The sequence below is a fragment of the Paracoccus sp. Arc7-R13 genome, assembly GCF_004010775.1.
In the GTDB taxonomy this organism is placed as follows: domain Bacteria; phylum Pseudomonadota; class Alphaproteobacteria; order Rhodobacterales; family Rhodobacteraceae; genus Paracoccus; species Paracoccus marcusii.
This window is the reverse complement of the sequence record NZ_CP034810.1, coordinates 26,480-39,776: the sequence shown is the minus strand read 5'-3', so window position 1 is coordinate 39,776 and position 13,297 is coordinate 26,480. Positions and strand designations below refer to the sequence as shown.

15 protein-coding genes are annotated in these 13,297 nt (G+C 69.8%); 5 read left to right on the top strand and 10 right to left on the bottom strand.

Going from position 1 to position 13,297, the window contains the following annotated elements; translation table 11 throughout:
• Positions 1-83: 83 nt before the first annotated feature.
• From EOJ32_RS00220 to EOJ32_RS00210, 3 genes are all read right to left on the bottom strand, one after another.
• Positions 84-386, bottom strand: coding sequence for a hypothetical protein (locus EOJ32_RS00220; protein WP_127897310.1), 303 nt, complete (start codon positions 384-386; stop codon positions 84-86).
• A gap of 83 nt (positions 387-469) precedes the next feature.
• Positions 470-982 (bottom strand): hypothetical protein, encoded by a 513-nt coding sequence (locus EOJ32_RS00215; protein ID WP_127897309.1) that lies wholly within the window; start codon positions 980-982, stop codon positions 470-472.
• 39 nt (positions 983-1,021) lie between these two features.
• Complete coding sequence (locus tag EOJ32_RS00210) at positions 1,022-2,074, bottom strand: hypothetical protein (RefSeq protein ID WP_139086352.1); 1,053 nt, start codon at positions 2,072-2,074, stop codon at positions 1,022-1,024.
• Positions 2,075-2,413: 339 nt separating this feature from the next.
• On the opposite strand from EOJ32_RS00210, the gene EOJ32_RS00205 reads away from it, so the two are divergent.
• Positions 2,414-2,674 carry a helix-turn-helix domain-containing protein gene (locus tag EOJ32_RS00205; RefSeq protein ID WP_127897307.1) on the top strand — a complete coding sequence of 87 codons (261 nt, stop codon included), beginning with the start codon at positions 2,414-2,416 and terminating at the stop codon, positions 2,672-2,674.
• A 69-nt stretch (positions 2,675-2,743) separates the two neighbouring features.
• On the opposite strand, the gene EOJ32_RS00200 is transcribed toward EOJ32_RS00205, so the two are convergent.
• The 4 genes from EOJ32_RS00200 to EOJ32_RS00185 all read right to left on the bottom strand — a co-directional run bounded on the left by EOJ32_RS00200 (position 2,744) and on the right by EOJ32_RS00185 (position 7,178).
• Positions 2,744-2,995 carry a hypothetical protein gene (locus EOJ32_RS00200; protein ID WP_127897306.1) on the bottom strand — a complete coding sequence of 84 codons (252 nt, stop codon included), beginning with the start codon at positions 2,993-2,995 and terminating at the stop codon, positions 2,744-2,746.
• On the bottom strand, positions 2,988-5,321 hold the full coding sequence (locus tag EOJ32_RS00195) for an AAA family ATPase (RefSeq protein WP_127897305.1): 2,334 nt from the start codon (positions 5,319-5,321) through the stop codon (positions 2,988-2,990). Before EOJ32_RS00195 ends, EOJ32_RS00200 begins: the two co-directional genes overlap by 8 nt.
• A 100-nt stretch (positions 5,322-5,421) precedes the next feature.
• Positions 5,422-6,501: a hypothetical protein gene (locus tag EOJ32_RS20005; RefSeq protein ID WP_164871355.1), complete on the bottom strand. Its 1,080-nt coding sequence runs from the start codon at positions 6,499-6,501 to the stop codon at positions 5,422-5,424.
• A 149-nt stretch (positions 6,502-6,650) separates the two neighbouring features.
• The gene (locus tag EOJ32_RS00185) at positions 6,651-7,178 is read right to left on the bottom strand and encodes a hypothetical protein (RefSeq protein ID WP_127897304.1); all 528 of its coding nucleotides are present in this window, start codon (positions 7,176-7,178) and stop codon (positions 6,651-6,653) included.
• 137 nt (positions 7,179-7,315) lie between these two features.
• On the opposite strand from EOJ32_RS00185, the gene EOJ32_RS20000 reads away from it, so the two are divergent.
• The gene (locus EOJ32_RS20000) at positions 7,316-7,459 is read left to right on the top strand and encodes a hypothetical protein (RefSeq protein ID WP_164871354.1); all 144 of its coding nucleotides are present in this window, start codon (positions 7,316-7,318) and stop codon (positions 7,457-7,459) included.
• 33 nt (positions 7,460-7,492) lie between these two features.
• Here the strand turns inward: EOJ32_RS20000 and EOJ32_RS00180 are convergent, their stop codons facing one another.
• Genes EOJ32_RS00180 through EOJ32_RS00170 form a run of 3 tightly spaced genes read right to left on the bottom strand, consistent with a single transcriptional unit; the run spans position 7,493 to position 10,431 of the window.
• On the bottom strand, positions 7,493-8,995 hold the full coding sequence (locus EOJ32_RS00180) for a tripartite tricarboxylate transporter permease (protein ID WP_127897303.1): 1,503 nt from the start codon (positions 8,993-8,995) through the stop codon (positions 7,493-7,495).
• A complete protein-coding gene (locus EOJ32_RS00175; protein ID WP_127897302.1) occupies positions 8,992-9,441 on the bottom strand; it encodes a tripartite tricarboxylate transporter TctB family protein in 450 nt (149 codons plus the stop codon). The genes EOJ32_RS00180 and EOJ32_RS00175 overlap by 4 nt, the downstream gene beginning before the upstream one ends.
• A gap of 12 nt (positions 9,442-9,453) precedes the next feature.
• Complete coding sequence (locus EOJ32_RS00170; RefSeq protein WP_164871353.1) at positions 9,454-10,431, bottom strand: tripartite tricarboxylate transporter substrate binding protein; 978 nt, start codon at positions 10,429-10,431, stop codon at positions 9,454-9,456.
• A 106-nt stretch (positions 10,432-10,537) separates the two neighbouring features.
• Between EOJ32_RS00170 and EOJ32_RS00165 the strand changes: the two genes are divergently transcribed.
• The 3 genes from EOJ32_RS00165 to EOJ32_RS00155 all read left to right on the top strand — a co-directional run bounded on the left by EOJ32_RS00165 (position 10,538) and on the right by EOJ32_RS00155 (position 12,945).
• Positions 10,538-10,957 (top strand): transposase, encoded by a 420-nt coding sequence (locus EOJ32_RS00165; protein WP_205963144.1) that lies wholly within the window; start codon positions 10,538-10,540, stop codon positions 10,955-10,957.
• On the top strand, positions 10,954-11,310 hold the full coding sequence (gene tnpB, locus EOJ32_RS00160; protein WP_071209476.1) for an IS66 family insertion sequence element accessory protein TnpB: 357 nt from the start codon (positions 10,954-10,956) through the stop codon (positions 11,308-11,310). Before EOJ32_RS00165 ends, tnpB begins: the two co-directional genes overlap by 4 nt.
• Positions 11,311-11,379: 69 nt before the next feature.
• Positions 11,380-12,945: an IS66 family transposase gene (locus tag EOJ32_RS00155; protein WP_127897300.1), complete on the top strand. Its 1,566-nt coding sequence runs from the start codon at positions 11,380-11,382 to the stop codon at positions 12,943-12,945.
• Positions 12,946-13,297: the final 352 nt, after the last annotated feature.

The window sequence follows — 13,297 nt, the reverse complement described above, 5'->3', positions numbered from 1 at the left end:
TAAGAAAACCGTTCACGGAATGGTTAATCAACTATCGTTTCAAAACGCTTTCGAGCTTATCGGACACGCTATCGCGACGGGCTTCATTCGTCGCACCGGAAGACATCCTGATAGCTCTGCCGCCGGCCGGTGAGATCGAAGCAGAGACCGCGGGCGCGGATGTCGTCGCGGATGCGACTCATCTCGACACAGGCCATCGAGCGTTCGGTGATCGATATGCCGTCCGCCATGCAGCGCTCCATGCTGGCGTGATGGCGGTCCACGAGGCGGCGATCGGCGCCGCTGAGGGCACCACCTTTTGTCGTCAGAATGAGAACGACGATAAGGGCCGTGACAAGCGCGAGGACGCTGGCGGTGATGACGCGGCGACGGGGGGAGAGGGGCATGGTGCGGTCCTTCGGGAAAGGGCTGGGGCGGAGAGAGGCAGCCGGGATGCGGCCGCCTCGGGCAGGGTGAGACGGGCGGTGCGTTAGCGTGCCGTCAGGGCATCGAAGTCCGCGAAGACTTCGGTGCCGGTGGCGCCGTAGCCGAGCGCGTCGGCCGCGGCGAAGGGATCCGCGCCGATCTCCGCCTCGGGGTGACAGGCGTGCAGATACATCGCCGTCACCAGGGTGGTGGCGCCTACAGGGGTCACGAGATCCAGACCCTGGTAGCTGCCGTCGCCTGAGCGGAAGGCTGGCCGGATCTCGGAGCAGAAGAACTGGACCGGGGCCGGGGCCTCCCAGTTCAGGGTGGCGGGATCGGTCTCGGGTGCGTCCGAGACGGCGGTGCGCAGCGAGACCATCACCAGATCGCCCGGCACGGCGGCGCTGCCGTCGCCCACTACATGGTGCGAGACCTGATCGACATGGATGCATTCGCCCATCTGGCAGCGGCCGAGATAGGGCGCCGCAGTCACCGCGCCGGGCAGCAGGAGCGCCGGCAGCAGGAGGGCAGGAAGGGGGATCGTGGAACGGTGGTCGGTGGTCGAGGTGAGGGTCATGGTCGTCTCCGTATTGCTGGGGGTGGGTGAGGGTGGTCGTCATTCCTGACAGCGCGCCGGATTGGCAAGGCATTGGTGCAGGGTCTCGGGCGCATCGGGATCGAGGTCCCGGGCGAGGCGGCCGGGGATGAGGGAGAGGTCCCGCAGCTGCCAGAGCCCCGCCGCGTCCGGACCGTGGAGCGTGCCAGTGAGGGTCAGCGGCGCCTCCAGCGGCCCGAGCTGCAGGCTCAGCTCAGTCCGGCTGGCCGAGAAGATCCCGCCGCGCGTCCTCGCCTCGGCCTCGAAGCCGTAATCGCAGAGGAGCGCGGTGGCGTTCACCGTTTCGCCGCCGCCGACATCGAAGGCGCCATAGCGCAGCTCAGCCGGGGCGATCTCGAAGAGCCGCTCGCAGCGCAGATGGGTGTGACGGGCCGCGAAGCGCTGCCGGAGGTCCCGGCAATGCGACAGGAGAGGACGCAGCCACGGCTGGCCTGCGTCAAAGGCGGCGCATTCCGGCAGGTCGGCCAGCTCGTGCCGCGCGGGATCGAGCGCGTCCATTGCTGCGTCGAGGCGTTGCCGCTCGGCCTCCAGCACCTCGTTCCGCCTGGCCGCGCCGGCGCGGCGGGCTCCCTCGAAGGCCGCGTCGATCTCACGCGCGCCCGCGCGGTAGGCGGCGCTTGCGGAGATGCGGGCGAAGTCGTTGTCGGCAGGCGCGTAGCCATTCGCCTCGATCGCCGCGTCGAGCGTGTGGGGCGCAGCCTCGATCTCGGACAGGGCGCGGCTGGCGCGCTCCCCGGCGATCTCGACGAGCCGCGCGCCGGCCTTGGCCTCGCAGGCGGATCCGGCCGCATCGGCTGCCGCGTCGCGCTCGAAGCCGAACGCCTCGCTCATCCGGGCCAAGCAGTGCAGGGAGACAAGATAGGGCTCGGTGATCCGCTCGACGCCCTGCGCCAGCTCGGCCCCGCGGACCTCCGCCGCGGCATCGGCCTCTGCCGTGGTCGCCGGGGCCGCGGGGGTGGCTTGCGCCGAGGCCGCGAGAGCGGCGGCGGGCAGGACGGCGGCCATGATGGTGGCCCTCACGGTGGCAGGGCGGTTCGGGAAGAGGCAGGTCATCAGAGTCATCCTCGGGTGGTGGCAGGGATCAGGCAGTCTCCATCCGGCCACCGGGCAGCTGAGCGCGGCAGGACGAACGGCAGGGCAGGCAGATAAGGCTGTCGCGGCGCGTCGGCGCTCAGCCGGCGGCGGGCGGGCGGAGCCGCGGCGTGCCCGGAGGCAGGCGCGGGACGGGGGCATCAACGGGCGGGGTCTCGGGCATCGGGGTCTCTCGGCTGCGAGGAATGAGGCCAAGGCTTGGGGAGAAGTGCGGGCTTGGCGCATCTTATTCACAGGATGCTTCTATTTCCATAGTATACTTCGTGGCGCGACTCGGGTCATTTCAGTTCTAGGATCGGGATGACCGATCGTGCCGATGCCCTCCTTTCCGCCTTCGCCATCGTCCTGCGCCGGCACCGCCTCGCCGCCGGGATGACCCAGGAGGAGCTGGCCCATAAGGCCGGTGTCAGCCCGCGCTACGTCTCGCTGCTCGAGACCCGCAAATACCAGCCCACCTTGGCCACCGTCGATGGCATCGCACTGGCGCTTGGAATGCCGCTGGCGGCCTTCGTCGCCGAGATCGAGACGGAGCATGCCGCCGCCAGTGTGCCCCGGCCCTGATAGGGTCCGCGGCGTTGCTGCAGTTGACAGCGCCGCCACCTGCATCATCCCCGCCGCCGCCTATCGCGGTCATAACCATAACCCGCACCCTCCCGCCGGCGGCCGCAGCTGCGACCTCGCCGCCTCGATCTGGGCGATGAGCAGCTCAAGTCGATCCTGGGCCATCATCGCGCCGCGGGAGAGGCCCGCGCCCTTGGGTCTGGGCACCGCCTCGGCGGCCCAGAAGACCAGCCCAAGAAGATCGCGCAGGACAGCGGCCTCGTCCAGCGCATCTACGAGGGCGCCCCGCAGCAAGGCAAGGTCGGGGACCTGCTCAGACATCGGGTGATCCTCCCGTGCCCGGACCGGGGGGCGGCGGCGCGGACCCGGCTGATCCGGCACTACCGGCCGCAGGCGGCGTCTCGCCATCCGACGCCGTCCGCGTTCTGGCTGTCGGTGCCGTCGATGGGTTCTCTCCATCGGCCCGCGAGGCTTCGCCCGCCGTGATGGCCACCGCCGTCACCGGGTCCTCGAACGGATCGCCCTCGATCACCCGTTCCGCCTCGAGGCGGGACGCCAGCGCGTCGAGGAGCGGCCGGCTCTCCTTCAGGAGCACCGTGGCGCGGCCATGACCACGCTGGAGATGCGCCTCGACGCGGTCGCGCAGATGCGGGTCGGCCGCCAGCCGCGCCATCGGGTTGGCGTGCCAGGTCAGGCCCCCGCCGAGGCCCCAGGACAGCTCCAGCTGCAGCGCGAGCCCGGTCGCCAGCGCCAGGTCACTGCCGGCATCGCCCCCCGCGCCGGTGCCGGGGGCGCCGAGGACCAGCGCCTCGGCCGCGCGCCCGGCCAGCCGGCAGGTGATCCGCGCCTCCAGACCCACGCGGGTCGGGTTGCCGGCCTGCTCCTCCATGGCGACGACGCCACCCGTCGCACCGATCCGCGCCGCGGTGATGCGGCCGGCGAGAACCCCGGCCTGACGCAGGCGGTGGAAGGCCACGGCATGGCCCGCCTCGTGAACCGCTATCCGGCGCATCAGGCCCGGCGCCTCGGGGCCGAGACCCAGGGCGCCGGCAATGTCGGCGGCGGTGATCCCGCGACCGGCGGCGCGGGCCAGGCTGCGAGCCTCGCGCAGGGCGGCGTCGATCTCGGCCGGGCTGTGGCCGATGGCGCGACGGGACAGATCGTCCAACGCCTCGGGGGGCAGCGCGCAGCCCAGTTGCCGGGTGAGGATCGCCTGCAGGCCCGCGCGGCCGGGCAGCCGCAGGGCCAGCGTGCGGTCGAGCCTGCCGGGACGGCGCAGGGCCGGGTCGATGGCGCCCGGGTCGTTCGTCGCGGCCAGCACCAGCACCCCCTCGTGACCCAGCACCCCGCCGAGCTGTTCCAGGAGCCCGGCGATGACCTGCGCGCGGTAGGTCGAGGCGTGCCGGTCATCCGAGCTGCGGCTGCCGGCGGCGTCCAGCTCGTCCAGGAACAGCACGCAGGGCGCCGCAGTCCGGGCGCGCGCGAAGGTGGCGCGCATCTCGCGCAGCAGATCGCCCAGATGCCCCGCCGCCTGCCAGTCTCCGAGCGAGGCCGCGATCAGCGGCAGCCCCGCCGATCCGGCGATGGCGCGCGCCAGCCAGGTCTTGCCGGTCCCCGGCGCACCATGGATCAGGAGCGAGCGGGTCATCTCGGACCAGGCCACCCGGCCCGCGCGCCAGCCGGCCATGTCGGCGATGAGCCGCGCGGCCGCGTCGCGGACCGGTCCGTCCTCGAGGGACAGATCGTCGAGCGTCAGGGTCGCGTTGCCGCGCGCGGGCGCGCTGGCCGCGAGGCGGCGCAGTTCGGCGGTCCAGGCCGCCGGGTCCGGTGCGCGCAGGGCCAGGTGCCAGGCCTCGGCCTCCAGCCCGCGGAGCGCCGCGTCGGAGGGCAGGTCCGATGCTGGGACAGGCGCCGGCACCGCCGCGCTCGGGGCGTCACCGGCCGCGCGCGGTCCGTTCCCGCCGCGCGCGCTGCGCGCGCCGCGGGTGCGGGCCGCGGCACCTGTCGCGCAGGCGCGCGCCGTGCCTGTCACCGCGAGATCCAGCACCGCCGCCACCGCCGCACGGTCGGGCGGGCCGACATGCAGCAGCGGCGGCAGCAGGCGCGCGATGCGCCGGGGCAGCTGGCTCTCCCCGCCGAGGATCAGCAGATGCGGCATGTCCCCGCCCGCCAGCACCCCTTTCCAGAAGGACCGGATCGCCTCCGGGGGCTTGGCCTCCGAGGTGGAGGCGGTCCCGGTCCCCGGCGGCGTCGCCGCGCAGGTCAGGGCGAGCGGGACCCCGGGATGCTCTGTGGCGATCAGCGCCTGCACCAGGCGGGCCAGCTCCGGGGCCAGCCCCGCCGGACGGCAGGCCATGAGCGTGATCGCCCCGGGGCGGAGCATCCGTGCCAGGTCGGAGGCCTCGGGCAGGGCTTGGGCGAGCATCGCAAGCGCCAGCGCCATGAGCGGGCGCTGCGCGAGGGGCGGACGGGTCCCGGCAAACGAGATCTCCTCGTCGAGCGGCGTCATGGTCTCGAGATCGTCGATCTCGCCGATGCGCCCCTCGACCAGGGCCTCGAAGACGGCGTCCGACATCTCGGGCGGGGGCAGGGGTGCCGCATCGATGCGGCGGGCGGCGGTGTGGAAGCGGGTCAGCCAATCGGACATGGCGGGACCTCCCGTGATCGGGGGAAAAGGACGGGGCGGCGCCAGCACGAGCCTGTGCGCGCGCGCGCCCCGCGACGGGTTCAGGAAAGGGAGCCGGGGCTCAGCGGCCGGAGGATCCGTCGGTCCCGGGGTCCTCGGGCGGCGTCTCGTCCGCCGCGGTCGGGTCGGGCGCTGTCGGATCAGACGCCTCCAGCGTCACGGCCAGCGCGTCCAGCCGGGCCTCGATCTCGGCCCGGAGTGCGGGGCGGTAGATCTCGCGGGAGACGTTGAGCATGTCGGCGAACTCCTCCCGCGAGACGACCGCCTCCGGAAAGCCCCGGCGCAGATCGCCGTGCATGCGCTGCTCGGCCGCACAGGCCGCGGCCCCAGTGGGCACGACCAGCTCGCGCAGCACCCGCACGCGGGCCTCGGGGGGCAGGCCCAGCTGATGGCGGTGCCGCTTCTCCGGATGGGCGGAGTAGCCCAGCTTCAGGAAGTGGCGATCTCCATGGCGCAGGTCCAGCAGGTAGATGCGGCTCTCCCGCGCGCTCCAGCCCTTGCCGCAGCCCGGGCAGTCGACCTGCCCACAGGAGAGGTTCGCCCGGGCGATGCGCCGCTCGGTCCCGCAGGCGTGACGATAGAGATGGTAGTTCGGATTGCGCTCGGGGTCCGGGCCGATCCGCGTCCAGCCGCGCCGCGCGGCGATGGCCGCCTCCTCTGCCGCGAAGCAGGTCTCGCAGCGCAGGCCCGCGGTGCCCTCGGCCATCCGGCGGACATAGTCGAACTGGCGGCGCTGGTCGTGACCGCAGCGGGCACGATAGAGCCCGTAGGCGGTGTCCTCCGGGTCGCGGCCCAGGTAGACCAGTGCCGCCCGGGCCGCGGTCTCCGCCCGGCGGGCCTCCAGGCAGGCATGGCAGATCGGCCGGCCCGCCATCAGCGTGAAGATCCGGCAGGTGAAGACACGCCCGCAGGTCCGGCAGCGCAGCGCCAGGTGCAGCTGGTCGATGACCCGGCCGGCGATGTCGAAGCCCTTGGCCTCGGCGGCGGCGATCCAGCCGGGGGAAAGGGGGCCGGGATGGACCGCCAAGGGCGTGCCGTCCACGAGAAGGGTGCCCGGGGCGGCGAGAGCCGCAGCATCGGCGGTCGGGCAGGACGAGAGCGTCGCCGGATCGGATGCGGCGGAACGGGGTTTGCGGGGCATGGACGCCTCCAGATGCTGAGATAGGGAAAACCCGCCCTCGCGCGACCCGTCCGCGCGAGGGATGTGCAGGACGCGCGTGTGCAGCATCGGACCGCCCCGGTAAGGCGGGGTCGCGGCAGACGGCAGCGCGGGTCAGGAAGAGGGAAGGGTCAGGCCAAGACCGGCGTCGCGACCGCGGCCATCTCCGGCTCGATCTCGTGGGGATCGAGATGGCAGGGCAGGGAGGCCATCTCCCCGACCGCCACGCGCATGCTGCGCAGCATCTGCCGGCAGCGCCAGGCCACGGCGCCATGACCAGGGCAGGCGAAGAGACCGGGCGCCTGGTCCAGGACCTGCCGGGCCTCGCGGAACTCGGCAGTCGTGCCGGCCTGCATCAGCAGGTAGCCGATCAGCGCCATGTGCCGCAGGGGCCGGTCCTCGGGGCGCATCACGGCGGAGCTGCGGATCCCGTCGATCCGGGCGAGGACGCCGGCACGGGCCGCCTCGGCCTCGCGAAGCGACGCGGCGAAGCCCGGGTCCCGGACGTCGGCCGCGCTGATGTCGCGCTCTGCCTCCACATGGGCCGCAAGCCCCGCCAGAAGCCCCGAGAAGGCGCGCGAGATCGGCGTGTGGGTGAAGTGGCGCGATGCCGGTTCCGTCACGCCGACAGGTGTGGTAAGGCTGCGATTAGCCATCATCGATCTCCATCTGATCGGTTTCGGTTAGAGCTTGGGGAGGGACTGCAATCCATTCCTAAGCTCGCTATAAGCTATATTGCTTATCAGTGCTTGTCAACGTCATGGAAACAGCTTAGTTCCGCATCATGCCAAAACCTATGCTCTATCCTGTCAAGAAGCTGATTGCCCTGACAGATGAGCAGGTCGAGCAGATTGCCCGTTTCCGAGATGAAAAAGCCATTCGATCAGAGGCCGAAGCGATCCGTCAGTTGATCATGCTGGGTCTGAAAGCGGCGAAATGAGGTCGCCGGCTTTTGCCACGCCCGGCAGAAATTTCAGAACGAGCAACGCATCAAGATTGTCTTCTCGCGGCGCTTCACGAAGCCGTAGATCAGAAGCGCGATCGTTGCGACAATGAAGCCGCAGGCGATGGGGCGCTCCAGGAAAGTCATTGGATCGCCGCGTGAGACCAACAGGGCGCGACGCAGGTTCGTCTCGATAAGCGGGCCTAGGACGAAGCCGAGCAGCAGCAGTGCGGGGCTGAAGGCCGCCTGGGTCAGCGCATAGCCGATGGCCCCGATGGCGGCGACCATGACGATGTCGAAGGTCGAGCCGCGCACGGAATAGACGCCCAGGCAGACGAAGATGATGATCGCCGGATACAGCCAGCGGAACGGGATGCGCAGCATCGCTACCCAGATCCCGATCAGGGGCAGGTTCAGGACCAGAAGAAACAGGTTCCCGATCCCGAAGCTGACGACGAGGCCCCAGAACATGTCCGGGTGCGCCTCCAGCATCATCGGGCCGGGCTGGATGCCGTGGATGACCAGCGCACCCAGCATCAGCGCTATGATCGGATCGCCCGGGATGCCCAGGGTTAGTGTGGGGACGAAGGCTGTGATTGAGGCCGAATTGTTGGCAGCCTCGGGGCCCGCGACCCCCTCGATTGCGCCCTTGCCGAAGCGTTCGGGCTGTCGAGCGACGCGCCGCTCCAGCGCATAGCTGAGAAAGGACGAGATGGTCGAGCCGGTGCCTGGCAGCGCGCCGAAGAAGCCGCCAAGCGCAGTGCCGCGCGTGATGGGCGCCACCATCCGCCGCAGGTCGTCCCGCGTCGGGACCAGTTCGCGCAGGCTGACGCGTGGGGGTGGGCCATCACGCTCGGCCTTGCGGATGTTGCCGATGATCTCGGCCAGACCGAAGAGGCCCATCGCCAGCGCGACCAGATTGATGCCGTCCAGAAGCTGGACCTGCCCGAAGGTGAAGCGTTGCGCGCCCGAATTCACGTCGGTGCCGACGCATCCCAGGATCACCCCCAGGACCACCATCGCCAGGCTTTTGGACAGCCGTCCCTCGCCGATGGTCGAGGCCGCGACCAGCCCCATCACCATCATTGCCGCATAGTCCGCCGCCCCGAAGCTGGTCGCCAGACCGCTGAGCCAGCCCGCAAGCAGCACCAGGATCACGATCCCCAACATCGAGCCCGCGAAAGACGAGACCATCGCCGTGAACAGTGCGACCCCCGCCCGGCCCTGCTGGGCCATCGGATAGCCGTCCAGTGTGGTCACTGCCGATTGCGGCGTGCCCGGCAGGCGCAGCAGGATCGAGGCGACCGCCCCGCCATATTGCGCGCCGTAATAGACTGCGGCCAGCATGACCAGCGCCGCTTCGGACGAGATGTAATAGGTGATCGGCAGTAGCAGCGTGATCGCCGCCATGGCGCCGATGCCGGGCAAAACGCCGACCAGCGTGCCAAGCACCGCGCCCAGGAGGCTGTAGATCAGGACAGATGACTGCAGCGCAACCGCCAGCCCGTGGGCCAGGCCATCCAGCGTGGTCATCGCAGCGCCCCCGGCCAGACGGGCAGCGACATGTTCAGACCGCGCACGAAGACCAGCCAGACCAGCACCGTCACCGCGACGGACAGCACCAGCCGCCAGCCGATGCCCCGGCGCGGCGCGACCGAACTGGCGATCAGCACCGTCACCGCCGTGGTCAGCAGGACGCCCAGCCTGTCCAGCGCCAATCCGAATACCAGCAGTGCGGCGACGACGGCGAGGGTCTCGGGCCAGGCGAAGGGGCGGGACTGGCCGGGCCTGCCCATGGCGGGGACGGCGATCAGCGCCCCCAGACCCGCCAGCAGCATCCCGAGCGCCACCGGAAAGAACCCGGGGCCCATCCGTCGCAGGCTGCTCATGTCATAGCTGGCCCAGGCATAGCCCGCGACGGCCAACCCGGTCAGCGCAAGGGCCGCGCCCCAGCCAAGATCGTGCAGGTCGCGACGCATCGGCGTTCCGGCCTATTCGGCGGCTTGGACCGCGTCGATCACTCCGCCCCAGAGGGCGGTGTCATCGTCGATCCGCTGTGCCAGATCGTCCGGCGTGCCGGGCTGTGCCTGCCAACCCATGGCCAGCAGACGCTCGGCCACCGCGTCATCGGCAAGGATGGCGTTCAGCTGGGCATTCAGCCGCTCGATCACGGCCGGATCCGTTCCGGCGGGGGCGATGAAGGCGTTCCACAGCTCGGCGCGGAAGTCCTGGGGCAGACCTGCCGTTCCGGCGATCACCGGCACGTCGGGCACCTGCGCGAAGGGTTCGGCCGAGGTGACGCCCAGCATCTTCATCGTGCCCGCCTCGACCTGCGGCAGCGCCGCCGAGGGGGCCATGAAGCCGCTGTCGATCTCGCCCCCGAGGATGGATGTCGTGACCTCGGCATAGCTCTGGAAGGGAATGTGGAACAGCTGGACGCCCGCGGTCTTGGCGAACAGTTCGGCCGTCAGATGCGCCCCGGACCCCTCGCCGACCGAACCATAGCTGATTGCCTCAGGCTCGGCTGCGGCCGCGATGAAGCCCGCCAGGTCGTCGGCCGGGAAATCCGCCCCCACGGCCAGGACCAGCGGGCTGGTCGCGATCAGGCCCACCGGCGCGAGGTCGGCCACCGGATCGTAGCCCAGATCGGGGATCAGCCGCTGCGCCGTGGTCAGCGGGCCGTTGATGGTGATGCCGAAACTGTCGCCGCCGCGGGCCAGCATCTGCTGGACCCCGATCACCCCACCGGCGCCGGGTCTGTTCTCGACCACGACCGGCTGGCCAAGCGCCTCCGCCAGCGGCTCGGCGACGATCCGTGCGATGGTGTCGGGTGACGAGCCCGCGGGGAAGCCGACGAAGATATGCACCGGACCGGTGGGCCAATCTTGGGCGGTCGCAGCCGAGGACAGGGCGCAGCCGGTCAGGACGGCGGCGACGGCCGCAGCGCGGCGTGTTTGGCAATAGATCATATGAGGGTAAGCGCGACGCGGCCCCCCTCCTGCCGCTTCTGATCTGACCGGGCCATTTTCTGTACGCATGAGCGTTGGAGGTGTTGGTTTGGAACGAGACGGCAAAGTGGGCGTCCATTTGGACGGCCCAGGGGACGGCAGGGTTTCTCGGCTAGAGGTGATCGAGGGGCCGAGCGGGCGTCGGCGGCGCACGAAGGCGGAGCGGGCGCGGGTCGCTGCGGAGAGCCTGGTGCCGGGGGCCTCGGTAACGGATGTCGCGCGGCAGCACGGGACGACGCGCTGGCAGGTCTACGACTGGCGGAAGAAGTTGCGGACGGGGCAGCTTGTCGTGCCCGAGAGCGTGGCGGCCCTGCCGATGTTTGCAGAGTTGGTCGTCGAGGGTCCCGCAGCGGCGATGCCGGCAGAGACGGAGGTCGCCACCGGCGTGGAGATCGTTGTCGGCGATGTCGTGATCCGCGTCGGGGCCGACGCCGATGAGATCCTGCTGACCAGGTCCATCCGGGCGGCGCGGACGGCGACATCATGATGCTCGGTCAGGGAGGGCCAACAAAGGTCTATGTGGCGACGCGCCCGGTGGACTTCCGCAAGGGGATCGATGGCCTCGCGCTGGCGGTGCAGGAGATGTCCGGGCTCGATCCATTCTGTGGGGCGGTCTTCGTCTTCCGCTCGAAACGGGCGGACAGGATCAAGCTGCTGGTTTGGGATCAGACCGGAATGGTGCTCGTTCACAAGCGCCTTGAGGGAGGCAAGTTCGTCTGGCCGCAGATGCGGGACGGAGTGATGCGGATCTCCTCGGCGCAGCTGGCGGCTCTGTTCGAAGGGTTGGATTGGCGGCTGGTGCGGCCGGAACGGGCGCGGCGTCCGCTGGTCGCAGGGTGAGCGGGCGGACGCACGGGAATTCCCTGTTTTTGCTAGCCAGAACCGCGTTTGCGTGATTCACTCCGAGGCATGGATGCCGATGCCCTCAGCCGTGAGAACGCTCATCTGAAGGCCCGCCTGACCGAGGTCGAGGCGGCGCTCGTGGAGGTGCAGGAGGCCAATCGTCGGCTGGAGGGCATCCTGCGGGCATCGCAGCGCGAGCGCTTCGGCAAGAGTTCCGAGAAGCTGTCACCCGACCAGTTCAATCTGCCGCTCGAGGATGCCGAACTGGCCCAAGGCGTCCTCGCGGCCGCGCAGGAAAAGGCAGAGGCCGCGCTTGCCCAAACGCGCGGGGAAGAACCTCGCAAGCCCGCGCGCAACCGCGGGCATCTGCCGGCGCACCTGCCCAGGGTCGAGCGCGTGATCGAGCCCGCCAGCATCCAATGCCCCTGCGGCTGCGGTGAGATGGCCCGGATCGGGGAAGATATATCCGAGCGGCTCGACGTAATCCCGGCGCAGTTCCAGGTGCTGGTGACGCGGCGCCCGAGATACGCCTGTCGCCGCTGCTCGCAGGCCGTCGTGCAGGCGCATGCCCCTGAGCATGTCGTCCCTGGCGGGCTGCCGACCGAACGGCTGATCGCGTGGATCATCGTCTCGAAGTTCGGCGACCACCTTCCGTTCTACCGCCAAGCGGGGATCTTCGAGCGGCAAGGTCTCCACCTCGACCGTGGCACACTCGGCAACTGGACGGGGCGCGCCTGCTTCCACCTGATGCCTGTCATCGACCACATGAAGGCTCATCTGCGCAGCGCCGACCGGATCTTCGTGGACGAGACCCGCGCGCCGGTGCTCGATCCGGGCCGGAAGGCTACCAAGAGCGGCTACTTCTGGGCCGTCGTGTCCGACGATCGCGGCCATGGCGGTGTCGGTCCGCCCATCGTGCTGTTCCACTACGCCCCCGGCCGAGGACGGGAGCATCCGCTAAAGTTCCTCGCCGGATACCGCGGCCGGTTCCTGCAATGTGACGCCTACCAGTCCTACAACGCGCTGACCGAGATCACGCGCGATGAGGGGCCGTGGCAGTTGGTCAATTGCTGGACCCATGTCCGCCGTCGCTTCGTGAAGCGCTTTGAAAGCGAGGGCTCGCCCATCGCCGAGGAGATGCTGCGCCAGATCGCATTGCTGTATCAGATCGAGAAGACCGTGCGCGGCCAGGCTCCCGCCGACCGTCTCGCCGTCCGGAGCGCCCAGGCCGCCCCGATCATCGCCGCGCTCAAGCCCTGGCTTGGAACTCAGCTGTCGCGCATCCCGCAGAAATCCCTTCTGGCCGAGGATATCCGCTATACCCTCGCGCATTGGCCCGGCCTGATCCGCTTCCTCGACGACGGCACCCTCGAGCTCGACACCAACCCGGTCGAAAACCAGATCCGTCCGATCGCGCTGACCCGCAAGAACGCCCTCTTCGCCGGCAACGAGGTCGGCGCCGAGAACTGGGCCATGCTCGCCTCGCTCGTCGCCACCTGCAAAATGGCCGGCGTGAACCCCGTCGACTATCTCGCCGACACCCTCCGCGCCATCCTCGACGGACACCCCAAATCCCGCATCGAAGACCTCATGCCCTGGCGGCACGCACAGCCGTCAAGCCTCACCGCATAGGGCCGCGACGTCGCGCTTACATATGAGGCTCCCCCGATAAATATGCATCGTTTGTTGCCCTTGGCGGCAGGGGCGTCAATGGCGAGCAGGCGGGTGCGCCACTTGAAGCCGCTCCCACCAATCGTCGATTTGGATCGAGCGACCACACTGGCGTTGATTAGCCGATACTCAAGTCTGGTCTAGACGCATGCGGCCCAAAGCATACGGTCAACAACTGCCAAGCGGAGCGTTGCAGCCTCCCCAATCCAGACATTCGTGCTCAAAGCAGAAAGACTTACCGGCAGTGCCCCTAGACCCCATTGTTATGCCCAGATGACCGGTCTGAATAGGGCCAATTCATACCTAGCCTGCA

What these genes read in the sequence shown, in the direction of transcription:
- EOJ32_RS00210 (WP_139086352.1), bottom strand. Translation starts at nt 2,074, where the DNA reads ATGACCTGCCTCTTCCCGAACCGCCCTGCCACCGTGAGGGCCACCATC.
- EOJ32_RS20000 (WP_164871354.1), top strand. Translation starts at nt 7,316, where the DNA reads ATGCTCTATCCTGTCAAGAAGCTGATTGCCCTGACAGATGAGCAGGTC.
- tnpB (WP_071209476.1), top strand. Translation starts at nt 10,954, where the DNA reads ATGATGCTCGGTCAGGGAGGGCCAACAAAGGTCTATGTGGCGACGCGC.
- EOJ32_RS00200 (WP_127897306.1), bottom strand. Translation starts at nt 2,995, where the DNA reads ATGTCTGAGCAGGTCCCCGACCTTGCCTTGCTGCGGGGCGCCCTCGTA.
- EOJ32_RS00220 (WP_127897310.1), bottom strand. Translation starts at nt 386, where the DNA reads ATGCCCCTCTCCCCCCGTCGCCGCGTCATCACCGCCAGCGTCCTCGCG.
- EOJ32_RS00215 (WP_127897309.1), bottom strand. Translation starts at nt 982, where the DNA reads ATGACCCTCACCTCGACCACCGACCACCGTTCCACGATCCCCCTTCCT.
- EOJ32_RS00155 (WP_127897300.1), top strand. Translation starts at nt 11,380, where the DNA reads ATGGATGCCGATGCCCTCAGCCGTGAGAACGCTCATCTGAAGGCCCGC.
- EOJ32_RS00175 (WP_127897302.1), bottom strand. Translation starts at nt 9,441, where the DNA reads ATGCGTCGCGACCTGCACGATCTTGGCTGGGGCGCGGCCCTTGCGCTG.
- EOJ32_RS00170 (WP_164871353.1), bottom strand. Translation starts at nt 10,431, where the DNA reads ATGATCTATTGCCAAACACGCCGCGCTGCGGCCGTCGCCGCCGTCCTG.
- EOJ32_RS00205 (WP_127897307.1), top strand. Translation starts at nt 2,414, where the DNA reads ATGACCGATCGTGCCGATGCCCTCCTTTCCGCCTTCGCCATCGTCCTG.
- EOJ32_RS00185 (WP_127897304.1), bottom strand. Translation starts at nt 7,178, where the DNA reads ATGATGGCTAATCGCAGCCTTACCACACCTGTCGGCGTGACGGAACCG.
- EOJ32_RS20005 (WP_164871355.1), bottom strand. Translation starts at nt 6,501, where the DNA reads ATGCCCCGCAAACCCCGTTCCGCCGCATCCGATCCGGCGACGCTCTCG.
- EOJ32_RS00180 (WP_127897303.1), bottom strand. Translation starts at nt 8,995, where the DNA reads ATGACCACGCTGGATGGCCTGGCCCACGGGCTGGCGGTTGCGCTGCAG.
- EOJ32_RS00195 (WP_127897305.1), bottom strand. Translation starts at nt 5,321, where the DNA reads ATGTCCGATTGGCTGACCCGCTTCCACACCGCCGCCCGCCGCATCGAT.